Below are 21,830 nucleotides of genomic sequence, written 5' to 3'. Positions count from 1 at the left end.
GATCTTCCTGTTCGATCAAGCCTGCGCCGCCTCTCGTCCTGCAATGAACGCCTCCACGCAGCGTCGTACCTGCTCCTCGGTGTGCGCGGCGGACAGCTGGACCCGGATCCGGGCCTCGCCGCGGGGGACCACGGGGAAGCTGAACGCGGTCACGTACACGCCGTGCTTCTGCATCTCGTCGGCCACCCGGGCGGTGAGGGCTGCGTCGCCGAACATCACCGGGACGATCGGGTGCTCGCCGGGGAGCAGGTCGAAGCCCTCGGCCTCCATCAGCTCGCGGAACAGCCGCGCGTTGGCCTGCAGCCGCTCACGCAGCTCGCCCGAGCCCTCGACCAGGTCGAGCGCGCGCAGCGTGCCGGCGACGATGGCCGGAGCGAGGGTGTTGGAGAACAGGTACGGACGCGAGCGCTGGCGCAGCAGGGCGACGATCTCGCGGCGCGAGGAGACGTAGCCGCCGGACGCGCCGCCGAGGGCCTTGCCGAAGGTGCCGGTGTAGATGTCGACCCGGTCGGCCACGCCGCACAGCTCGGGGGTGCCGCGACCGCCGGCGCCGATGAAGCCGACGGCGTGGGAGTCGTCGACGAGCACGAGGGCGTCGTATCTGTCGGCGAGGTCGCAGATCTCGCGCAGCGGCGCGATGTAGCCGTCCATCGAGAAGACCCCGTCGGTGACGACCACCCGGAACCGGGCGTCGGCCGCGGACTGCAGCTGGGCCTCGAGGTCGGCCATGTCGCGGTTGGCGTACCGCAGGCGGCGGGCCTTGGAGAGCCGGATGCCGTCGATGATCGAGGCGTGGTTGAGGGCGTCGGAGATGATCGCGTCCTCGGCCCCGAAGAGGGTCTCGAAGACGCCGCCGTTGGCGTCGAAGCACGACGAGTAGAGGATCGTGTCCTCGGTGCCGAGGAATGCGGCGATCCGGCGCTCGAGCTCGAGGTGCTGCTCCTGCGTGCCGCAGATGAAGCGGACGCTGGCCAGGCCGTAGCCCCACTCGTCGAGCGCGCCGCGCGCCGCCTCGAGCAGCCGCGGGTCGTCGGCGAGGCCCAGGTAGTTGTTGGCGCAGAAGTTGAGCACCTCGGCGCCGTCAGCGACGATCTCGGCCTTCTGCGGCCCGCGGATGCCGCGCTCGCGCTTGGTCAGCCCGGCCTGCTCGATCTCGTCGAGCTCGGCGGTGAGGTGGTTCCTGAAGTTCCCGTACATCACAGCTCCGTCCAGTCCAGCACGACCTTGCCGACCCCGGCGGACGCCGCGATCTCGAATCCCCGCTCCCAGTCCCGCGCGGGCAGGCGGTCGGAGATGACCGACCCGATCGCCGTACGCAGCGTGCTGCTCGACTGCAGCATCGCCCCCATGGCGTTCCAGGTCTCGAACATCTCGCGACCGTAGATCCCCTTGAGGGTCAGCATGTGGGTGACGACCTTGCCCCAGTCGATCGCGAACGGCGCACTGGGCAGGCCGAGCATGGCGATCCGGCCACCGTGGTTCATGTTGTCGATCATCTGCGGCAGCGCCGACGGGGCGCCACTCATCTCGAAGCCGATGTCGAAGCCCTCACGCATGTGCAGGGCCTGCTGTACGTCGGCCACGGACCCGGTCGACACGTCGACGACCGCGTCCGCGCCCATGCCCCGGGCCAGCTCGAGGCGGGCGGGGCTGACGTCGGTGCCGACGACGTACCGCGCGCCGACGTGGCGGGCGATCGCGATGGCCATCAGCCCGATCGGGCCGCAGCCCGTGACGAGCACGTCCTCGCCGACGAGCGGGAACGCGAGCGCGGTGTGCACGGCGTTGCCGAGCGGGTCGAAGATCGCGCCGAGGTCGGGGTCGACGTCGGGGTGGTGCACCCACACGTTGCTGGCGGGGAGGCTGAGGTACTGCGCGAACGCGCCGTCGCGCTGCACGCCCAGGCCGATCGTCCGGATGCACATCTGGCGCCGGCCGGCGCGGCAGTTGCGGCAGGTACCGCACACGATGTGGCCCTCGCCGGACACCCGGTCGCCCACCGCGACGTCGGTGACGAGCGGGCCGACCTCGACCACCTCGCCGTAGAACTCGTGGCCGGGAGTGAGCGGCGCCCTGACCGCACCCGCGGCCCACTCGTCCCAGCGCAGGATGTGGAGGTCGGTGCCGCAGATGCCGGTGCGGAGCACCTTGATGATCACCTCGGCCGGACCGCACGTGGGGTCCGGGCGGTCGACGAGCTCGAGCCCTGGGGCCGCCTCGGCCTTGTAGAGCGCCTTCATGGGTCCATTGCATCGCCGGGAGACCGTGCAGAGCAACGGCCACTTCCTGCACCGTCCCTTAAGCAAACGCTTCACCGTAGGCTGGGCCCCGTGGAGATCCACCAGCTCACCATCCTGCGCGAGCTCGGCGCCCTCGGCAGCGTCACCGCCGTGGCCGAGTCGCTCCACGTCTCGCCGTCGGCCGTGTCGCAGCACCTGGCCGCGCTCCAGCGCCAGTTCGGTACGCCGCTCACGCGCCGCGACGGGCGGGTGCTCACCCTGACCGACGCCGGGCGGGTCCTCGCCCGGGCCGGTGCCGACGTCATCGACGCGATGGCGGCCGCGCGCGGCGCGGTCGAGGAGTTCGAGGCCGCGCCGGGCGGCACGGTGACGTTGAGCAGCTTCCACAGCGCCGGCCAGGCCGTGTTCGGCCCCCTGCTGCGCGAGCTCGGCCGCGACCCCGACGCCCCCGAGCTGCGGCTGACCGACGAGGACGTCGCTCAGCGCGACTTCCCGGCGCTGACCGCGCAGTACGACCTCGTGCTCGCCCACCGGATGGAGCACAGCCCGCCGTGGCCCACCGACGACCTGCACGTCGTCACCCTGGCCCGCGAGCCCCTCGACGTCGCCCTGCCCGCCGACCACCCGCTCGCCGCCCGCGATCGGCTCCGCCCGCGCGACGTCGTCGGCGAGCGCTGGGTGACCAGCCGGGTCGGCTACTCCCCCGACGACGTCCTGATCGCCGTCGCCGCGCTCACCCGCCGCAACGCCGAGGTGGTCCACCGGGTCAACGACTACGGCGCCGTCGCCGCCCTCGTGGCCGCCGGCTCCGGGATCGGCCTGCTCCCGCGCTACACCTCCGCCCATCCGTACGACGACGTCGTGCTCCGCCCGCTCCACGGACTGAGCACCAGCCGCACCATCGACGTGCTCGCTCGGCCGGAGACGCTGCGCCGCCGCTCGGCACAGCACGTCGTGCAGGCGCTGCGCCGCGTGATGGAGCGGCTCGTGGCCTCGCAGGGTTGAATGACGTCATGGATCTCAGTCCGGACAACGGTGGGGCCTGGTTGGCGCGTGCCGTCGAGCTGGCGACCGCGAACGTCGCCGCCGGCGGCGGGCCCTTCGGCGCGGTGATCGTGCGGGACGGCGTCCTCGTCGCCGAGGGCCAGAACCGGGTCACCCGCGACCTCGACCCCACCGCCCACGCCGAGGTGACCGCGATCCGCGCGGCATGCACGTCACTGGCGACCTTCGAGCTGACCGGCTGCACGCTCTACACCTCGTGCGAGCCGTGCCCGTTGTGCGTGTCCGCGTCGCTGTGGGCGCGCCTCGACCGGGTGGTGTACGCCGCCGACCGCGACGACGCCGCCCGCGGAGGGTTCGACGACCGGGCGTTCTACGAGCTGTTCGACCGGCCGCGCTCGGAGTGGACGATGACCGTGTCCCGCGTCGCGACCCCCGACGCCGCCGCGCCCTTCGACGCCTGGCTGGCCAACGAGGCGCGCACGGCCTACTGACCCGTTGACCTGCCGCGAACTCACCGTGGGGTCAGGCGAGCACGGCGACGGTGATGACGGTCACGAGGAGCGCGAGGAGCAGGCCGGCCACGAAGCCGACGCTCAGCAGGACGCCGTAGCCGACCCGACGTACCTGCCCACCCTGCTGCCGCAGTGTCGCCAGGAACTGGGGACCTCCCTGGCGGGCGAAGGCGGCGGCATCCGCGGCGACGTTGCCGGCCCGGGCCGCCGTGCTGGTGCCGTGGACGACCTCCGCCCCCGCGAGGCCGGCGACGGATCCGGTGGCCGCCAGGCCGGACCCGACGACCGGGCCGTGCGGCCGGGCGAGCACCGGGTACGCCGTCCCGGCGACCGTGACGGTGATCCGCTGCGCGGCGGAGGAGATCCGCGCCTGCCGGACCGGGACCCGGAAGACGTCGACGAAGCCCGTCGGGCTCTGGCCCGGTGCGAGCAGCGCGACCCGGCCGTCCTCGACGACCAGCCAGGCCGGCACGCCGCCGAACGTGCCGGGTGCCATCCAGTGGCCCTGGAAGGCGGCACGGGGCTGCGGGTAGGCGGCGTTCATCGGGTGGCGTACTGGCTGAGGTAGGCGTCTGACATCCAGGTGTCGCGCTCGGTGCGCAGGGCGTCGCCGGTGAACTGCGCGTCGCGGATCAGCAGGTACTTGGTGCCCCACTGGGGGTTCCACCCTCCGCGCGGGTCGTTCCAGGTGACGTCGACCGCGCGCCAGCTGTCGCCGACCTTGACCTTGTTCCACGCGTGCCCGCCGCCGTCGGCCAGCTCGCCCGAGACGACGACCGACTCGATGCCCGCCTCCTCGGCGAGGGTCTGGAAGGCGTAGGCGTAGCTCATGCACACGCCGGTGCCGCTGACCAGGATCCCGTCGGTCTCCCAGGCGTAGCGGAAGTTCGCCGGGGTGTCGGAGCGGTACTTGCCCGGCGACGCGTCGATCGCGGCGTGGTCGTAGTCGGCGTTGTCCACGAGGTAGCGGTTGATGGCCGCCACCTTGTCGGACACGCTCATCCCGGCGGAGATCTGGCTCTTCACGACCTCCTCGGCCCGGTCGGCGATCTTCTTCTGCCGCGACTGCAGCTCCGCCACGGAGTACGCCGCCTCGACCTGGATCACGGTGCCGTCGAACGAGAACGTGTCGAAGTACGCCAGGGCGTAGGGGTTCTGGTAGACCGCCTCGCTCAACGCGTCCTGGACGTCGGGCAGGCCCGGCTGGTCGGCGAACTCGGAGATGTCGATGGCCGTGGAGCCCGCGATCAGCTGCCCGGCGATGAACTTCGTGAGCTCGTTGCTGCCGAACACCGGGTAGTCCGGCGGGGGCAGCTCGGGGGCCGGCTTCTTGGGCAGGTCGGCGCGGATCACGATGCCCGCCTCGTCCAGTCCGGCGAGCGGGTAGTCGCGCTGCGCGCGCTCGTTGAACGTCGCGACGGCGGCGTCGATGTCGTCGACGGCAGCGACGGGGATGCGGACCGGATCCACCAGCCGGGTCCCCCGGCCCCGCAGCGGGACCACCCAGTCGTCCCCGTCGCGGGTCACCTCGGCCCGGTCGACGCTCGCACCGGTCGCCCGGGTCGAGCCGTCGATGGAGACGAACAGGAACCGGCTCGGCAGCGCCGCGAGGCCCTGCCCGGCGAGGTCGGCTCCCTGGTCCCACTTCCGGTCCGACCGGACCGGAAGGGTCTCGAGGCCGTTGAAGTCGATCGGTGTCGCGACCGACGGCTTGCGGTCGACGACCGCGACGACACCGAGCCTGGCGTCGATCTTCTCGGGGACCAGCTGTGGCAGGGACGCCTGGGTCGACCCGTCGACCGTGGTCAGCTTCAGTACGTCGTTCTGGGTGCAGCCGTGGAGGCACTTCTTCGTCGTGGCCGACGACCACGTCGCCTCGGTCGTGCGGCCGAGCACCTGCACGGTGTCGTCGAGGTCGGCACGCCGCTGCTCCAGGACGACGAGGTACTCGCTCGCGCCCTCGACCGGGGTCCACTCCAGCAGCGCGTCGCCGTCGGGGGTCACCGTCGAGGTGACCTGCGCCGGCGCGGTGGTCTCGGAGACGAAGTCGACCTGCGTGACGAGCGGTCGCGGCCGCTTCGTGCCGTCGGGCGTGAGGTACTGCACGACGTACACGTGCGGGTTGAGGTTCCAGAACGTGCCGAGGTCGGCCAGCGTGCCCTTCACTTCGCCGTCCCGGCGCGTGATGTGGGACCGCTGAAGGCGCACCGGTGAGATGGCCAGGTGCGGGTCGTCGTCGGGGGAGGTCACGTCCGGCAGGATCATGACCGGCACCGGCTTGGTCAGCGCCGCGTCGGCGTACACCTCGATCTTGCCGGGGTCGCCCTGCCAGGGATCCTTGGCGTCGGCGTCGTAGGTCGCCGCGATGCTCAGGTCGGCATCGGTGCCGACACCGGTGACGGCCGTCGAGTAGTCGTAGCCCGGTACCGCACTTTCGACGTCGGCGGTCGTCGGGAGCTCGGCACGGGAGTCCTCGAGCAGCCGCTCCCGCAGCGCCTCCGACCGGCTCTTCCGGTCCTCCCGCTCCTCGCCGTCGTCGCCGAGCACCAGCACCACGGTGAGACCGACGACCAGGACGATCACGAGACCGAGCGAGCCGAGGACGGCAAGCCAGGGGAAGCGACGTCGCGGAGCCGGGGCGGGCCAGCCCGGCGGGTGGGGAGCCGACATCACTCCATCACTCCTCGTCCATCCAGCTGGGCGTGTTGAGGGTCGGCGCCGTGATCTTCGGTACCGGCTGGTTCCCCCGGTCGGGGAAGGTGTCCTGGCACTCCTCGAGAACAGCGCGCTGCGCGTCCTGGATCTCGGTGTGCTGGGCCGTGAGATCGTCCGGCAGGGTGGTCTCGGGGTACTCGCCCCGGCTCAGCGCATCCTCGGCGGCCTGCTTCCACTCCCGAAGCGCCCGGTAGTAGGAGACCTTGACGGTGGCCTCCTGCTCCACCAGCGCCGCGACGTCGTCGTCGGTGATGTCGGCGAGCGCCGCGTCGTACAGCTCCTGCACCTTGTCGGGGTCGAACTCGGTGGCCGCCCAGATCTCGCTGCTCAGCACCACGTCCGTGTAGACCTCGCACGACGCCTCGTGCGCGCCACCGGCGTCGCCGGCCGAGTCGCCCGAGCCGTCGGAGTCGTCACCGCGGACGACGAGGGCGACGATGCCGATCACGCCCAGGACCAGCACCAGCCCGACCGCCAGCAGCGCGATGGTCAGTCCGGTGCGGCTGCGCTTCGGCGGGGGGCCGGACGGCGCCGCCCAGGTCTGGGCATGCGGGGGCGGGGGCGGCGGGGGGTAGCTCATGGCGAGGCCGGGTCCTTACGCGCGACGGGGCGGCCCGCGTTCTCAGCAAGCCATCTCAACGCTGTTGAACCTAACCTGTCGCTCACGCCTCCAAACGCGCGGCGCCGCTGGTCGTGAGCAACTCCACAGCAACCGCCAGCGCGATCCGGGCCGGCTCCTTGCCGCTCACCGCCGGGTCGCCGATCGGCGTGTGCACGCGGGCGATGGCGGTCGCGTCGTGGCCGAGCCCGGCGAGCCGGGCCCGGAAGCGGGTCCACTTGGCGCTGGAGCCGATCAGCCCGATCGAGCCGGGTACGTCGGAGCGGAGCAGCGCGTCGAGCAGGGCGAGGTCCTCCGCGTGGTCGTGGGTGAGGACGAGGACATCGGTGCCGACGGGCAGGTCAGCGACGACGAGCTCGGGCAGCACGGGCACCCGGTGCACCCGTACGTCGGCCGGCCCGGTGAGCACGGGGGCCAGGCGGTCGTCGGCGAGCTGGTCGGCGCGGGAGTCGACGAGGTGCAGCTCGAGGTCGTGGCGGCTGAGCAGCAGGGCCAGCTCGAGCCCGACGTGGCCCATCCCGAAGACCGCGACCGATCTCCGGACCGGCACGGGCTCGTAGAGGAGCCTCACCTGCCCGCCGCAGCACTGCACGCCGTGCTCCGTCGGCGCCCGGTCGGAGAGGTCGTGCGTCTGTGTGGTCGCGCAGGTGGCAGCGTCGCGCAGCAGCACCCGCGCCCGTCGTACGGCGGTCTCCTCGAGGTTCCCGCCGCCGATGCTCCCCCACGTCCGGTCGGCCGCCACGACCAGCTTGGCGCCGGCCGCGCGCGGGGCGTGGCCGCGGACCTCCGCGATCGTCACGATCACGCCCGGGGTCCGCGTGGCGCGGAGGTGCTGGAGCGCGCGCAGCCAGTCCATGCTCAGCTCCTGACCCGCTCGATCGCCCACCAGACCGCCTCGGGTGTCGCCGGGGAGGCCAGCTCGACCGACCTGCTGGTTGAGCCTGTCGAAACCCCGAAGGCGGCGACCGCGTCGCGCAGCGCCTCGCGCACGGAGAAGGCGAGCATCAGCGGCGGCTCACCGACGGCCTTGGAGCCGTAGACCACGCCGTCCTCGGTGGCCCGCTCGAGCAGCGCGACCCGCAGGTCGGCAGGGAGCTCGGACAGGCTCGGCAGCTTGTACGTCGACGCGGACTGCGTCGCGAGCCTCCCCCGATGGGGGCCGTCCGAGCTGTCCCAGCGCAGGTCCTCGAGGGTCAGCCAGCCCACGCCCTGCAGGAACCCGCCCTCGACCTGGCCGAGGTCGACCAGCGGGGAGAGGCTGTCGCCGACGTCGTGGACGATGTCGACCCGGCGCACGGCGTACGCACCGGTGAATCCGTCGACCTCGACCTCGGCGGCGGCGACACCGTAGGCGAAGTACTTGAACGGGTGACCGGTCATCGTGGTCGCGTCCCAGGACAGGCCCTCGGTGCGGTAGAAGCCGGCGGCCCAGAGCTGGACCCGGTCGAGGTAGGCCGTCCGCACGACGTCCTGCCAGGACGCGTCCTCGCCGAGGCGGGCCCGCACGGGAGCGATCCGCGCCAGGATCTGGTGGCAGGCGTCCTTGACCGCGGCGCCGTTGAGGTCCGCGCCGGAGCTGGCGGCGGTGGCCGAGGTGTTGGGCACCTTGTCGGTGCGGGTCGGTGCGAGCCGGACGCGCTCGACCGGCAGGCCGAGCGCGGTGGCGGCGACCTGCAGCATCTTCGTGTGGAGCCCTTGGCCCATCTCGGTGCCGCCGTGGTTGATCAGCACCGAGCCGTCCTTGTAGACGTGCACGAGGGCGCCCGCCTGGTTGAAGGACGTGAAGTTGAACGAGATGCCGAACTTCACCGGCGTGATCGCCAGACCCCGCTTGGAATGGGGGCTCCCGGCGTTGTGACGCTCGACCTCCTTGCGTCGCACGGCGTACTCACTGGTGTCGAGGACCTGCTGCCAGGCGCGGTCGAGGCGCTCGGCGTGCCGCACCGGCTGTCCGTACGGGGTGGCCTGGCCCTCGACGTAGAAGTTGCGGCGGCGCAGCTCCTCGGGCGCCAGGCCGAGCAGGGGCGCGCACCGACCGAGGACGTCCTCGATGACGAGCATCCCCTGGGGGCCGCCGAAGCCGCGGAACGCGGTCTGGGAGGTGGTGTGGGTGCGGGCGATCCGGCCGGCGACCCGGACGTGCGGGACCCAGTACGCGTTGTCGATGTGGCACAGCGCCCGCGAGAGCACGGGCTCGGAGAGGTCGAGGCTCCAGCCGCCGTCGGAGGTGAGCGTCGCGTCGAGCGCCTGCAGCCGGCCGTCGTCGTCGAAGCCGACCCTCCACGTGGCGTGGAAGCCGTGCCTCTTGCCGCTCATGGTCATGTCCTGCTGGCGGGTGAGCCGCACCCGCACCGGGCGGCCGGTGAGGGTGGCGCCGAGGGCCGCGACGGCGGCGTACCCGTGGGGTTGCATCTCCTTGCCGCCGAACCCGCCGCCCATCCGCAGGCACTGCACGGTCACCTGGTGGCTGGCCAGGCCGAGCACGTGGGCGACGATCTCCTGGGTCTCGGTGGGGTGCTGGGTGCTGGCTTGCACGAACACCTGGCCGTCGTCGTCGACCTGGGCGAAGGACGCATGTGTCTCGAGGTAGAAGTGCTCCTGGCCGGCGAGCTCGGTCACGCCCTCGAAGACCCGCGTGCTGGCAGCGAGTCCGGCCTCGACGTCGCCGCGCTCCATGGTCGGCCGCGCGCCCTGGAACGAGCCGGCGGCGATGGCGTCGGCGAGCGTGACGAGGGACGGCAGGTCGTCGTACGACACGTCGACGGACTCCGCGCCGAGGCGGGCGGCCTCGAGCGTCTCGCCGAGCACCCACGCGACCGCCTGGCCGTGGAACATCACCTCGTCGGGGAACAGCGGCTCGTCGTGCTTGGTGCCGGAGTCGTTGACGCCGGGGACGTCGGCCGCGGTCAGGACCCGCACCACACCGGGGATCCGGTACGCCGGCCGCGGGTCGAGGTGCGTGATCCGGGCGTGCGCGTGGGGCGCCTGGACCGGGTGGGCGTGCAGGACGCCGGGCGCGCGCAGGGCGAGGTCGTCGGTGTAGAGCGCGCGGCCGGTGACGTGGAGGGCCGCGGCCTCGTGGGGGCGCGCCTCGCCGACGCTCATGACCGCACCCCCTCGGTCGTCTCGGCGAGCAGTCGCGGGAGCGCCTGGCCGAGCATCGCCGTGCGGTAGGCGGCACTCGCGCGGTGGTCGTCGAGCGGCGTGCCGGCCTCGGCCAGCGCTGTCGCGGCCGGGGCGATGCCGTCGGGAGTCCAGGCGCGGCCGACGAGGGCCCGCTCGGCAGCGGTCGCGCGGATCGGGGTGGCCGCCACTCCGCCGAGCCCGATCGCCGCCCTGCGCACGGTGCCCGCCTCGATGTCGAGCGCGAAGGCCACGGCCACCGAGGAGATGTCGTCGAAGCGGCGCTTGGCGATCTTGTGGAAGGCGGTGGTCGTGGCGAGCGGGAGCGGCACCCGGATCCGGGCGATCAGCTCCCCGGGCTGCCGCACCGACCGGCGGTAGCCGGTGAAGAAGTCGGTGAGCGGGACCGTGCGCTCCCCGTCGCGGCCGACCATCACGAGATCGGCGTCGAGGGCGAGCAGCGCGGGCGGCAGGTCGCCGATGGGTGAGCCGGTGCCGAGGTTGCCGCCGATGGTCGCGCCGTTGCGGATCAGCCGGGACGCGAACTGCGGGAACACCGCGTCCAGCAGGGGAATCCGGCCCTCCAGCCGGCGCTCGGCCTCGCTGAGCGTGAGGGCCGAGCCGATCTCGACCACGCCATCGGCGACGCTCAGGCCGCGCAGCTCGTCGAGCCGGTCGATGGCGACCAGCAGGCCCGGGCGGGAGCCGCGGAGGTTGGCCTCGACGCCGAGGTCGGTCGAGCCCGCGACGGCGACCGCGCCGGGCTCGGCGAGGAGGCTCAGTGCCTCGTCGAGGGTCGCGGGGCGGCCCCAGCCCGCGACGCGGTGCTGTGGGACGGGTGGTGGCGCGGTCGTCGTTCGGACAGCGAGGGGGTCGTCGGCCGCCGGGGCGCCCAGAGCCTCCGCGGCGTCGACGATCGGGCGGTAGCCGGTGCAGCGGCACAGGTTGCCGGACAGGGCGTGGTGGTCGAAGGAGGCGCGGCCCGGCCGGTAGTACTCGGCGGCCATGCTGCACACGAATCCCGGCGTGCAGTAGCCGCACTGCGAGCCGCCCCGGACGGCCATCTCGTGCTGGACGGGGTGCAGCGCGTCCGGCGTACCGAGGCCCTCGGCGGTGACGACCTCCTGCCCGGCGAGCGCGGCGGCCGGCACCAGGCAGGCGTTGATCGCGGTCCACTCGGTCGGCGCGTCGATCCCGGGCTTCGCGAGCAGGACGGCGCAGGCGCCACACTCCCCCTCGGCGCACCCCTCCTTGGCACCGGTGAGCCCCTGGCCGCGCAGCCAGTCGAGCGCGGTGAGCGGCGGCTGGGCGCCGAGGAGCGCCCGGGCGGCTCCGTTGACCGTGACGGCTGCGCCCGGCCCTGGAGCCGGATCCGTGCTCATCACTGCCAACGTTAGGTCATGGAGCCACCGCAAGGGTGCGGGTTCGCGAGGCGCGACTCCCGCCGGTTGAGGTGCGTCTTTCTTCGCCGACTGTTCGCGGGCTTCGGGTGCGTAGATGGTTGCCTTCCGAAAGGCAGCGACGAGGACGGTGGCGAGGTGGCTGGGTTCCGCGGTCGGGTGACGGTTCACGCGTGGTCGAAAACCCCCTAGAAACAAGGAGAAACTCCTCGCGGACCATAGGATTCGAACATATGTGCGAGTAGAATGGGTGCATGATCTCGGACCTCTCGGATGCCACGCCGGAGCAGCTGCTCCACGCGGCCGAGGACAGTGTCCGGGAGGCCAGGCTTCTCGAGGTCCGCAAGCTGGAGCTGCTGCTCGCCTGGGCCGACCTCCACTCCGGTGACCCGCAGACCGAGCCCGACGCCGTCCCGGTCCGGTACGGCGGACCGCGGCTCATCACCCTGGGCGGGGACGGGACCCCGGAGGTCGCCGACCTCGCACTGGTCGAGATGGCGATCGCCCGGCACGAGCACGTGCTCTCGACCCGCGGCGCCCTGGCCGACGCGTTCGACCTGCGCCACCGCCTCCCGCAGACCTGGGCCGGCGTCCGTGAGGGACGGTGCGAGGTGTGGGTGGTGCGGCGGGTTGCACGGATGTCCCGCACCCTCGACCGCCACCAGATCAGGATCGTCGATGAGGCTGTCGCTGCCGCGTTGGACGAGTCGCCGTCGCGGATCCTGGCCATCGCGGAGGCCAAGGTGATCGAGGCCGACCCCGCCGCCCACCAGGCCCGGGTCGAGAAGAACCAGCAGGACAAGGGTGTCTGGTACCCCAAGCCCCGGCCGGGCTCCCAGGTCGACGACAACGATGCGGTCAACACTGCCGGCGTGGGAACGGTGTTCGCGCGGCTCGACGAGGCCGACACCCTCGCCCACCAGCACACGGTCGACGACCTCGCTGCCGCCCTCGCCGAGCACGCCGACGTCCCCGACAGTGCCGAACCACTGTCGATGGACCACTGGCGGGCCGAGGCGTTCGCGATGCTCGCCGACCCCGCAGCCGTCCTCGCGTTCCTGAACGGCATCAACGACACCCCGGGCACCTCGGAGGTCGAGGAGGTTGCGCAGCAACCGTCACGAGACCCCCGCAACCCGACCGCCGAACTCATCGTCCACATCTCCCTCACCGACACCGGCGCCCTCGGTCCCCTCGCCCGCATCGAGAACCTCGGCCCCAGGCTCCTCACCCAGGTCCGCAACCTCCTGCACCGGCACGCCACCATCACCGTGCAGCCCGTCATCGACCTCCACACCGGACGCTCGGTCAACGGCTACGAACACCCCACCGACGTCAAGCACCGCACCCAGCTCCGCACAGTCGGGGACGTGTTCCCCCACGCCACCGGCCTCTTCAACAGAAACGGCCGGACACCCGACCACGACCACACCACGCCGTACGACAAGCACGGCCCACCCGGCCAGACCGGCGATCACAACGACACCCCACTCACCCGGCACCACCACCGAGCCAAGACCCACGTGCCCGGCTACACGGTGATGCAGCTCGGACCCGACAAGTGGATCTGGGGCACCCCCCACGGCCTCTACCGCCTCGTCACCGGCGGCGGCACCACCGCGATCACCCGAGCCGAGTACCAGCTCCACGCCCAGGACGCGATCGTCCCCGCCGACGACTACGCCGCCTGAGCCCGCCGGCCGACCGCCGTCCTAGTGACTCTCGGCGGTCGCGAGGGTGATCCCGAGGCCGACCATCATCACGCCGCCGGCGGCGCCGAGGGAGTCGAGGCGCTTCGGCTTGCGGGCGAACCAGTCCCTGGCCCGGGCGGCCAGCAGCGCCCAGCAACCGTCGGAGCAGACCGCCATCACGCCGAACAGCAGGCCGAGCAGCACCAGCTGCGGCGCGGCCGCCGCCCCGCCGTCGATGAACTGCGGCAGGAAGGCCACGAAGAACACGATCGTCTTGGGGTTGGTCGCGCCGACGACGAAGCCGGTCCGCACCGACGCGAACCCACTGCTCGGCGCCGCCTCCGCGCCCAGGCCGACCGCCTCGAGGGCGGCGCGGGCGTCGGCGCGGTGGAGGATCGCGCGCACGCCGAGGTAGACGACGTACGCCGCACCGGCGAGCTTGAGCAGCGTGAACGCCGTCGCCGAGGCCGCCACCACAGCACCGAGGCCCACCGCGACGAGCACGACCTGCGCCAGCAGGCCGAGGGCGTTGCCCACCACCGACAGGAGCGCGTCGCGGCGACCGACCGTCAGCGCGCGGCCGATGGTGAACAGCAGGCTCGGGCCCGGGACCTGGATGAACAGGAACGAGGCGATCGCGAAGGCGGCGAGCTGACTGGTCGACGGCATGACGGAAGTATCCGTCCGCGACCGGCCTCCGCGCGAGCCGATTCCTCATTCGGACGGCCGGTGCGCCGATGGCAGGGAGATGGAGGCGGACGAGCGGCCGGACTGCCCGGCGTGGTGCGTGACGACGCCGGGCGAGCACGCCGAGGACGACCCGGGCACGCTGCTGCACGAGGGCCCGACCTTCGGCCTGCTGCGCACCTGGTGGCTGGAGGGCGTGACGAGCTCGTTCACCGCCACGATCGCCGAGCCGGACGAGGATGACGGCGAGCTCGGCGCCGACGCGCTGCGCCGGCTCGCCACCGATGCGCTCGACGCCGCGATGTGGCTGGACCGGCAGGAGCGGACCTCGCCGGTGGAGCGCGGCGTCTCCGTGGTCGAGCTGGTACGACGGGCCCACGAGGGCTCGTCGCGCTCAGCCTGACCCGACCACCGCCAGGGCGAGCCGACGCGCGGTCGCGAGCGCGGTGTCGTCGCCGAAGAGCTGGCGCCGGGTGTTGGCGGCGACCAGGTAGGCGTCGATCCGGAACGCTCCTTCGGCCGGGTCCGCGACACCCGCGGCCCGGAGCTCGCCCTCGAGCAGCTCGAGCCACTCCCGCTTGAGGGCGCGCACGGCGGCGGCGACCGGACCGTCGCGGTGTCCGTACTCCGCTGAGGTCGCCGCCACGAAGCACCCGCCGGGGAAGACGCCGGCGCGCTGGTAGTCGACCCAGGCGTCGAGCAGCGCGGCCAGCCGGTCCCGCCCGGGCGCGGCTCCCCAGACGGGCGCGATCACCGTGTCGACGTACACCCGGCGGGCCTCGGCGACGGCGGCGACCTGGATCGCCTCGCGGGTGCCGAAGACGGTGAGGATGCCGCTCTTGCTCAGCCCGGTCGCGGACGCGAGGCCGCCGACGGAGATCGAGTCGAGGCCGTGCGTCGTGGCGATGTCGGCCGCGCACCGCGCCGCCCGTCGCCGGGTCGCGTCGCCCCGGGCCCGTCGTCCGTCGTAGGTCATGGGAAAACTATACGTCCGACTGGACGTAAAGATTGATCGCGGCTACCGTCCGAAGGCATGGACCAGCTCGAGGACTCGATCGGGATCGACGCCCCGCCCGGCACGGTGTGGGCACTCGTCAGTGACGTACGCCGGATGGCCGAGTGGAGCCCGCAGGTCACCTCCACCCGGATCAAGGACGGCGGCGAGCCCGGCGAGGGCGTCGCGTTCACCAACCGCAACCAGCACGGCGAGCTGGAGTGGACCACCCACGCACGGATCCTGCGGTTCGAGCCGGAACAGGAGATCGCGTTCCGGGTCGAGGAGAACTGGGCCGTGTGGTCCTTCCACCTCGCGCCCGACGGCGCCGGCACCGTGCTCACCCAACGCCGGTCCACGCCCGACGGCATCTCCGAGCTGTCCCGCGAGCTGACCGAGGGGTTCCTGGGCGGGATGGACGTGTTCACCGCGTCGCTGCGCGACGGGATGCGGCAGACGCTGACCGGGATCAAGGCGACGGCGGAGGCCTGAGCCTCACGCGAACCGCTCGCGCAGCGTCGCCACCCCGGGCCCGCTGAGGTCGTCGAGGACGACCGTGCGTCCGGCCGAGACGAGCAGCAGGTCGATGGCGCGCCCCTCGACACGCGGCCCGTCGCCGTGGACGAGGCCGGCGTCGGTCGCCGCCAGAGTCAGCCCGGCGAGGGTGCGCCGCGTGCCACCCATCGCCTCGGAGGTGCGGACCTGCCACCCGAAGGCGTCGGCGACCGCGCCGTCGTCGTACGCCCGGGCGATGCCGAGCGGGCGGCGGACGTCCTCGCCGTGGACGATCTCCTCGACCAGGCGGGTCACTCGCGGGGCCGGCGGCGACCTGCGCAGGTCGACGGCGGCGCGCCAACGGGCCACGGTCTCGGCGGGCGTGCGGCCTCGTTCCCGTTCGACGCCGTCCTGGTTCTGCCGGTCGAAGTCGAAGCGGGCCCGCGCCATGGTCAGCACGAACCGCGGCACCGACGTCTTCGCGACGTCGACGAGGTGGGCCACCACGTCGTGCACACTCCACCCCGCGCACAGCGACGGGACGTCCCACTGCTCCGCGGTCAGGGACTCGAGGTCGGCGAGCAGGGCGAGGCGCTCCTGGCGGACGAACGGCCACACGTCGGTCATGACACCTTCGTAGCCCGTGCCACCGACAACACCCGCGCCGCCCGGCGGACGTCATCGCTCAGCGCGGCCAGCGCCGGGCTGTCGAGGCGCCACCGCTGCCAGAAGAGCGGTACGACGACCGGCCGGGCCCCCGGGAGCCGGACCACCTCCTCGGCGGCCAGGCTGGCGGACAGCTGCGGGTCGAGCAGCATCCCCCAGCCGAGCCCGGCCCGGATCGCCTCGTGGAAGTCGGCGGTGCTGGGCACCCGGTGCACGACGGGCGGCCGGCCGGCGTGGTGGGCGGCGAGCAGGTCGTCCTGCAGGTGGTCCTTCTCGTTGTAGACGACGAGTGGCATCGCCGCCCAGTCGATGCCGCGGCCGCGCCGGTGCTGGTCGACGAGCCAGGGTGCGGCCGCCGGCGTGTATCTGATCCCGCCGAGCCGCTCGACCACGCAGCCCTGCACGGGGTGCGGCTCGTCGGTGACGGCGGCCAGCACCTCGCCGCGGCGCAGCAGGTCGTCGGAGTAGGCCTGGTCCTCGACATGCAGCCGCAGCGCGGTCCCGGGGCGGGCGGCGACCGCGGCGAGCACCGGCCGGAACCAGGTCGCCAGCGAGTCCGCGTTGACCGCGACCGCGAGGTCGACGACCTCGTCGCTGCCGAGGCTGACGGCGGCCTCGGTGCCGAGGAGGCGCAGCTGCCGGCCGAGCCGGACGAGCGGCTCCCCCGCCGGCGTGACGGTGGCGGGCGTCGTACGGCGGACGAGGACCTGGCCCGCCGCCTGCTCGAGGGCACGCACCCGCTGGCTCACCGCGCTCGCGGTGACGTGCAGCCGGCGGGCGGCTGCCTCGAAGGTGCCCTCCTCGGTGATGGCGACGAGGGTCTCCAGCTGGGTGGGGTCGAAGCGCATGACTCATGTTAAGCAACGCTCATGTTCATGAAGGAACATTCGCTGTCCTTCACCACCAGGGACCCCTAGGTTCGAGTGCGTGCTCGCCCCTGCCCTCGCCGGTCTGCTGACCACGGCCTCCCTCATCGTCGCGATCGGCGCCCAGAACGCCTACGTCCTGCGGCAGGGCCTGCTCCGCTCCCATGTCGGCGTGGTGGTGCTCATCTGCGCGGTCTCCGACGCGGTGCTGATCGCCGCGGGCATCGCCGGCGTCGGCGCGCTCGTCGACGAGACCGGCTGGGCGCTGAGGGTCGTGCGGTGGCTGGGCGTCGCCTTCCTGCTCTGGTACGCCGTCGGCTCGCTGCGCCGCGCCACCCGCCCCGAGTCGCTGGCGGCCGCCAACGGCACCGCGAACGCGGCGGCCGAGACCCGGCGCAGCGTGGTCACCCGGGTCGTCCTGCTGACCTGGCTCAACCCGCACGTCTACCTCGACACGCTGCTCCTCATCGGCTCGATCGCCACCGCCCACGACGGCGGCGAGCCCGCCGGCCGCTGGTGGTTCGGCGTCGGCGCGGCGCTGGCGAGCCTGCTCTGGTTCTGCGGTCTGGGCTTCGGGGCGCGACTCCTCGCCCCGCTGCTGGCCCGGCCGCGGTCCTGGCAGGTGCTCGAGCTGTGCATCGCGGCCACGATGATCCTGGTCGCGGTCAAGCTCGCCCTGGGCTGAGACCGAGCGCAGGCACCAACGCAGGACCAGCCTGTCGCGGCTACCGTCGAGAGATGCTCCCGGATCCACCCCTCTCGGACCTGCTCACGACCCCCGAGTTCGACCGCCTGCGCCTCGCCGAGTGGTTCGAGGCCCGCCTCGACGATCTCGCGACCGACGCCACCCGCGCGATCTGGGCGGCGGTGCCGGCGTACCGCACCAGCGGGCTCGAGGAGGAGGTCATGACCCACTGCCGCCAGATCTTCGCGGTCTTCGCGCGCACGGTCCGCGAGGGCCGCGACCCCGACCTGGCGGACTTCCCGCAGACGACGGGGCATGCGCAGAAGCGGGTCGAGGTCGGCGTACCGCTCGCGGACTTCCTCAAGGCGTTCCGGATCGGACAGCTGTCGATGTGGGAGACCCTGCAGGCCTATCCCGCGGAGGGAGCCGAGCGGGAGGCGGTGCTGATCACCCTGGTGTCCCACGTGATGCGCACGATCGAGGTCGGCAGCTCGGCCGCCGCGGCGGCGTACCACCAGGCGCAGCAGTACCAGATCGCCGACCTCGAGCGGACCCAGCGCGACACGCTGGAGCGGCTGCTCGACGGCCAGCCGCTGCTCGACCAGCACCGCACGACACTCGCCCACGTCGGCCTCGGCGGCGTCGCCCCGGGGTATGTCGCGATCGTGGCGACGCCGGGGGCGGCTGCCCGGCCGGCCTTCGCCGCGCACGCACCGGGCATGGTCGTCGTACGCCACCACGAGCTGGTCGGGCTGGTTCCCCTGGACGCCGACGTCGAGCGGGTCGCGAAGGAGCTGGCCGCGACCGGGGTCGACGCGGTGATCGGCACCAGCCTCCCGCACAGCGGGTACGACGCCGCGCCGGACGCCTACCGCGAGGCACTGCTCGCGCACGACACCCTCGAGGGCCGCCCCGGGCTGCTGGCATTCGGGGCGATCTCGCCGCTGAGCTACCTGGTGCGCCGCCCCGACCCGACGGTGCGCAAGCTGGTCCGCCCCGAGATCCTCGGCTTCTTCACCGACGACCTCGCCGCCGACGGCGTGTACGCCGACTCGCTGGAGGCCTACGTCGCCCACGACCTCAACGCGAAGGAGGCCGCGCGGGCGCTGCACGTGCACGTCAACACGGTCTACTACCGGCTGGAGCGGATCGCGCTCAAGACCGGCGCCGACCTGCACCGGTTCGAGGACGTCGTCGAGCTGCTGGTCGCCGTACGCGCGGTGCGGCTGCCGTGAGCGCCGGACCTACATGCCGTCGGCGCCGGCCTTGATCGCCTCGCGAATGCGGGGGTAGGTGCCGCAGCGGCACACGTTGCGGATCGAGTCGAGGTCGTCCTCGGTGATCTTGCGGTTCTCCGCGCGGACCCGGTTGACCAGCGCGACCGCGGCCATGATCTGCCCGGGCTGGCAGTAGCCACACTGGGCGACGTCGTGGTCGAGCCAGGCGTCCTGCATCGGGTGCAGGCCGTCCCCGGGTGCGGTGTCGGCGAGCCCCTCGATGGTGGTGATCTCGTCGTCGGGGCCGATCGCGTCGATAGGCACCGAGCAGGGGTTGAAGGCCTTGCCGTTGATGTGCGACGTGCAGGCCTTGCAGACGTTGATCCCGCAGCCGTACTTCGGGCCGGTGACGCCGAGGACGTCGCGCAGGACCCACAGGATGCGGACGTCGTCCTCGACGTCGACCGTCACGGTCTCACCGTTGAGCTGGAAGGTGTGCTTCGGCATGGCGGGGTCCTCAGGAGACGTAGTCGAGGCCGTTGGTCGGCGACTCGGGGACGGACGGGACGAACGACTTCGGCTCGAAGTGCAGCGGGGCGTTGAAGTTGATCGGGAACTCGGTCGGCATCGACCCGGTGGCCCGGGCGTAGGCACACGCGACCGCAGCCATCGACGCGGCCACGCCGGCCTCCCCGATCCCGCCGGGCTCCTGGCGGTCGGAGTCGATCACCTCGCAGTGGAACTCCAACGGCGTGTTCCACTGCCGGGTGTAGGCCGAGTTGTCCCAGCTGGCCTCGAGGAAGTGCCCGTCGACGAGGTGGTTGCTGTAGCTCAGCGCCTGGGCCATGCCGTCGGAGAATCCGCCCATCATCTGCGCCTGCACGCCGAGCGGGTTGATCGCGAGGCCGCAGTCGACGACGACCGTCGCCCTGGTGACCCGCGGCCCGGTGACGGCGTCGCGGACCTTGCGGTTGACGGTCTCGGGGCGGCAGTCGATCTCGACGACGACGGCCGTGGCGCCCTTGTACTCCTTGTGGATCGCGATGCCCTGCGCCGTGCCCTTGGGCATCTGCTTGCCCCACTCGCCGAGCTCGGCGGCCCTGCGCAGCACGTTCTTGACGATGCCGCTCTTGAGGTACTTCAACCGGAACGCGACCGGGTCCAGGTTCAGCTTCGCGGCCAGCTGGTCGACGATCAGCTCGTTGGCGGTGCGTACGTCGGGCGAGTAGATGTTGCGCACCGAGCTGGTGTTGAACCGGTCGAAGTCACGGTTGGACTCGTTGAGCAGCTGGGTGACGACCCCGAAGTTGTAGGGGAGCTCCTGGCTGAGGAGGAAGATCGTCTCGGAGAAGCCGAGGTTGGCCAGGCCGGTCGGCAGGGCCGCGACCTCGGCGGTGAGCCGCTCCCCCAGTCCGTGGGTGAAGTCGGTCGACACCGAGGTGTGCCGCTGCTCGAAGCTGACCACGCTGCCGAGCAGCACCGTGGCCCGCACCCGCGAGGTCGCCATCGGGTGCACGCGCCCCTGTCGCGGCTCGTCGGCGCGGTGCCACATCAGCTTCACCGGCGCCCCGAACGCCTTCGACGCGTGAGCGGCCTCGATGGCGGCATCGCTGAACAGCTTGCGGCCGAAGGAGCCGCCACCCTGCACGACGTTGACGGTGACCTCGTCCGGCGCGAGCCCGAGGGCCTTCGCGACCTTGGACTGCGCGTCGACCGGCGACTTCAGGCCGCCCCAGATCGTGGCGGTCCCGTCCTTGACGTCCGCGACCGCGCAGTTGGGCTCGAGCGCCGAGCCGCTGCGGAAGTGGAAGACGAAGTCGCCCTCGACGGTGGTCGCGCCGAGCTTCGGCACGGCGAGCGGCAGCTGCGCCGAGCGCAGCTCCTTGAGGATGTCGGCCGACGACTTCCCCGCGACGGTGCCGCCCTTCCACGCCACGTCCAGCGCTCGGACCGCGTCGATGCACTGCCCGAAGGTCTTCGCGCGCACCGCGACTCCGGTCGGGATGATCGCGACGTGGGTGACGCCGGGCATCGCCTCGACGGCGGCCTGGTTGCGGATCGCCGTGGCCGTGCCGTTGAGGTCGGGGGCGCGGCAGACCATGGTCGGCAGCGCACCGGGGACGTCGAGGTCCATCGCGAACTGCTTGCGCCCGGTCACCGCGTCGCGGGCGTCGAGGCGGCGCTGCGGCGTGCCGACGACCTTGTGCTCGCTGAGCGTCTTGAGCTCGACCTTCACCTGCTTCGTGGTCGCCGGCGCGGCCAGGGCCGCCGCCTCGCCGTACGGGAGCGCGTTGCCGAGCAGGTCGTAGATCACGCCGCCCTTGACGCTGAGTGTGGTGACGAGCGCACCGAGCTGGATCGCGGCGGCGTCGAGAAGCGCCTTGCGGGCGACGGCGGCGGCGACCCGGATCGGGGTGTACGTCGAGATGGTGGTGTTGGAACCGCCGGTGAGCTGGTTGAACAGCAGCTCCCTGCGGGCCGGCGCGAGCGTCACGTGCACACGCTCGACGGGCAGGTCGAGCTCCTCGGCGATGATCATCGCCGTCGAGGTGGTGATGCCCTGCCCGACCTCCATCCGCGGCAGCGCGAAGTGGGCGTCGCCCTGGTCGTCGACGTGGATCGCGATCAGGTTCGAGGTCGGCAGGGTGCAGTGGGTGAGGAAGTCGTTGAGGTCGTAGAGCTCGGGGATCTGCGGCACCGACGGGATCGGCAGCCCGGCCGCCTGCGCGGGCGCGGCGCCGAGCGCGAGGTCGGCCGCGACGACGAGGCCGGTGCCACCCATCACGTAGCCGACGAAGGAGCGGCGGGTGAGACGACCGGTCGGCTGCCGGTCCCCCTGGTCGGTCGTCTGGTCGTGCGACATGACGGAACGTCTCCCGTTCGTCCGAGGCCGGCGCCGCCCCATGCAGCGCCAC

21 protein-coding genes are annotated in these 21,830 nt (G+C 72.5%); 7 read left to right on the top strand and 14 right to left on the bottom strand.

Annotated elements, in window-relative coordinates:
- Positions 1-15: 15 nt before the first annotated feature.
- Both FBY23_RS07950 and tdh read right to left on the bottom strand, forming a co-directional pair.
- On the bottom strand, positions 16-1,197 hold the full coding sequence (locus FBY23_RS07950; RefSeq protein ID WP_141797651.1) for a glycine C-acetyltransferase: 1,182 nt from the start codon (positions 1,195-1,197) through the stop codon (positions 16-18).
- Positions 1,197-2,240 carry an L-threonine 3-dehydrogenase gene (gene tdh / locus FBY23_RS07945; RefSeq protein ID WP_141797650.1) on the bottom strand — a complete coding sequence of 348 codons (1,044 nt, stop codon included), beginning with the start codon at positions 2,238-2,240 and terminating at the stop codon, positions 1,197-1,199. The genes FBY23_RS07950 and tdh overlap by 1 nt, the downstream gene beginning before the upstream one ends.
- Before the next feature lie 90 nt (positions 2,241-2,330).
- Here tdh and FBY23_RS07940 point away from each other — a divergent pair, with 90 nt between their 5' ends.
- On the top strand, positions 2,331-3,245 hold the full coding sequence (locus FBY23_RS07940; protein WP_141797649.1) for a LysR family transcriptional regulator: 915 nt from the start codon (positions 2,331-2,333) through the stop codon (positions 3,243-3,245).
- Between the two features lie 8 nt (positions 3,246-3,253).
- Entirely contained in the window at positions 3,254-3,736 is a 483-nt protein-coding gene (locus FBY23_RS07935; RefSeq protein ID WP_141797648.1) for a nucleoside deaminase, read from the top strand.
- A 31-nt stretch (positions 3,737-3,767) separates the two neighbouring features.
- Here the strand turns inward: FBY23_RS07935 and FBY23_RS07930 are convergent, their stop codons facing one another.
- The 6 genes from FBY23_RS07930 to FBY23_RS07905 all read right to left on the bottom strand — a co-directional run bounded on the left by FBY23_RS07930 (position 3,768) and on the right by FBY23_RS07905 (position 11,596).
- Complete coding sequence (locus FBY23_RS07930) at positions 3,768-4,301, bottom strand: hypothetical protein (protein ID WP_141797647.1); 534 nt, start codon at positions 4,299-4,301, stop codon at positions 3,768-3,770.
- Entirely contained in the window at positions 4,298-6,427 is a 2,130-nt protein-coding gene (locus FBY23_RS07925; RefSeq protein ID WP_260806570.1) for a transglutaminase domain-containing protein, read from the bottom strand. The genes FBY23_RS07930 and FBY23_RS07925 overlap by 4 nt, the downstream gene beginning before the upstream one ends.
- Positions 6,428-6,434: 7 nt before the next feature.
- A complete protein-coding gene (locus tag FBY23_RS07920) occupies positions 6,435-7,052 on the bottom strand; it encodes a hypothetical protein (protein ID WP_141797645.1) in 618 nt (205 codons plus the stop codon).
- A gap of 82 nt (positions 7,053-7,134) precedes the next feature.
- Complete coding sequence (gene xdhC, locus FBY23_RS07915; protein ID WP_141797644.1) at positions 7,135-7,947, bottom strand: xanthine dehydrogenase accessory protein XdhC; 813 nt, start codon at positions 7,945-7,947, stop codon at positions 7,135-7,137.
- A gap of 2 nt (positions 7,948-7,949) precedes the next feature.
- On the bottom strand, positions 7,950-10,196 hold the full coding sequence (xdhB, locus tag FBY23_RS07910; RefSeq protein WP_141797643.1) for a xanthine dehydrogenase molybdopterin binding subunit: 2,247 nt from the start codon (positions 10,194-10,196) through the stop codon (positions 7,950-7,952).
- Positions 10,193-11,596, bottom strand: a complete 1,404-nt coding sequence (locus FBY23_RS07905) for a xanthine dehydrogenase small subunit (RefSeq protein ID WP_141797642.1) — start codon at positions 11,594-11,596, stop codon at positions 10,193-10,195. The genes xdhB and FBY23_RS07905 overlap by 4 nt, the downstream gene beginning before the upstream one ends.
- A gap of 272 nt (positions 11,597-11,868) precedes the next feature.
- On the opposite strand from FBY23_RS07905, the gene FBY23_RS07900 reads away from it, so the two are divergent.
- Positions 11,869-13,305: a DUF222 domain-containing protein gene (locus FBY23_RS07900; protein ID WP_141797641.1), complete on the top strand. Its 1,437-nt coding sequence runs from the start codon at positions 11,869-11,871 to the stop codon at positions 13,303-13,305.
- 21 nt (positions 13,306-13,326) lie between these two features.
- Here FBY23_RS07900 and FBY23_RS07895 read toward each other — a convergent pair whose 3' ends face one another.
- Positions 13,327-13,974: a LysE family translocator gene (locus FBY23_RS07895; RefSeq protein ID WP_141797640.1), complete on the bottom strand. Its 648-nt coding sequence runs from the start codon at positions 13,972-13,974 to the stop codon at positions 13,327-13,329.
- A gap of 79 nt (positions 13,975-14,053) precedes the next feature.
- Between FBY23_RS07895 and FBY23_RS07890 the strand changes: the two genes are divergently transcribed.
- A complete protein-coding gene (locus FBY23_RS07890) occupies positions 14,054-14,395 on the top strand; it encodes a hypothetical protein (protein WP_141797639.1) in 342 nt (113 codons plus the stop codon).
- On the opposite strand, the gene FBY23_RS07885 is transcribed toward FBY23_RS07890, so the two are convergent.
- Positions 14,387-14,968, bottom strand: a complete 582-nt coding sequence (locus tag FBY23_RS07885) for a TetR/AcrR family transcriptional regulator (RefSeq protein ID WP_141797638.1) — start codon at positions 14,966-14,968, stop codon at positions 14,387-14,389. The genes FBY23_RS07890 and FBY23_RS07885 overlap by 9 nt on opposite strands.
- A gap of 57 nt (positions 14,969-15,025) precedes the next feature.
- On the opposite strand from FBY23_RS07885, the gene FBY23_RS07880 reads away from it, so the two are divergent.
- Complete coding sequence (locus FBY23_RS07880; protein WP_141797637.1) at positions 15,026-15,478, top strand: SRPBCC family protein; 453 nt, start codon at positions 15,026-15,028, stop codon at positions 15,476-15,478.
- 3 nt (positions 15,479-15,481) lie between these two features.
- On the opposite strand, the gene FBY23_RS07875 is transcribed toward FBY23_RS07880, so the two are convergent.
- Positions 15,482-16,108 carry a maleylpyruvate isomerase family mycothiol-dependent enzyme gene (locus tag FBY23_RS07875; RefSeq protein ID WP_141797636.1) on the bottom strand — a complete coding sequence of 209 codons (627 nt, stop codon included), beginning with the start codon at positions 16,106-16,108 and terminating at the stop codon, positions 15,482-15,484.
- Entirely contained in the window at positions 16,105-16,995 is an 891-nt protein-coding gene (locus tag FBY23_RS07870; RefSeq protein WP_141797635.1) for an ArgP/LysG family DNA-binding transcriptional regulator, read from the bottom strand. The genes FBY23_RS07875 and FBY23_RS07870 overlap by 4 nt, the downstream gene beginning before the upstream one ends.
- Before the next feature lie 79 nt (positions 16,996-17,074).
- Between FBY23_RS07870 and FBY23_RS07865 the strand changes: the two genes are divergently transcribed.
- On the top strand, positions 17,075-17,698 hold the full coding sequence (locus tag FBY23_RS07865; protein WP_141797634.1) for a LysE/ArgO family amino acid transporter: 624 nt from the start codon (positions 17,075-17,077) through the stop codon (positions 17,696-17,698).
- Positions 17,699-17,751: 53 nt separating this feature from the next.
- Positions 17,752-18,933 (top strand): CdaR family transcriptional regulator, encoded by a 1,182-nt coding sequence (locus tag FBY23_RS07860; RefSeq protein WP_141797633.1) that lies wholly within the window; start codon positions 17,752-17,754, stop codon positions 18,931-18,933.
- 9 nt (positions 18,934-18,942) lie between these two features.
- Here the strand turns inward: FBY23_RS07860 and FBY23_RS07855 are convergent, their stop codons facing one another.
- Together FBY23_RS07855 and FBY23_RS07850 are read right to left on the bottom strand one after the other, a co-directional pair.
- The gene (locus tag FBY23_RS07855) at positions 18,943-19,422 is read right to left on the bottom strand and encodes a (2Fe-2S)-binding protein (RefSeq protein WP_141797632.1); all 480 of its coding nucleotides are present in this window, start codon (positions 19,420-19,422) and stop codon (positions 18,943-18,945) included.
- Between the two features lie 10 nt (positions 19,423-19,432).
- Positions 19,433-21,778 carry a molybdopterin cofactor-binding domain-containing protein gene (locus FBY23_RS07850; protein ID WP_141797631.1) on the bottom strand — a complete coding sequence of 782 codons (2,346 nt, stop codon included), beginning with the start codon at positions 21,776-21,778 and terminating at the stop codon, positions 19,433-19,435.
- Positions 21,779-21,830: the final 52 nt, after the last annotated feature.

The organism is Nocardioides sp. SLBN-35 (assembly GCF_006715725.1).
In the GTDB taxonomy this organism is placed as follows: Bacteria; Actinomycetota; Actinomycetes; order Propionibacteriales; family Nocardioidaceae; genus Nocardioides.
The sequence above is the reverse complement of the archived record's forward strand: the minus strand, read 5'-3'. Positions and strand labels throughout refer to the sequence as shown.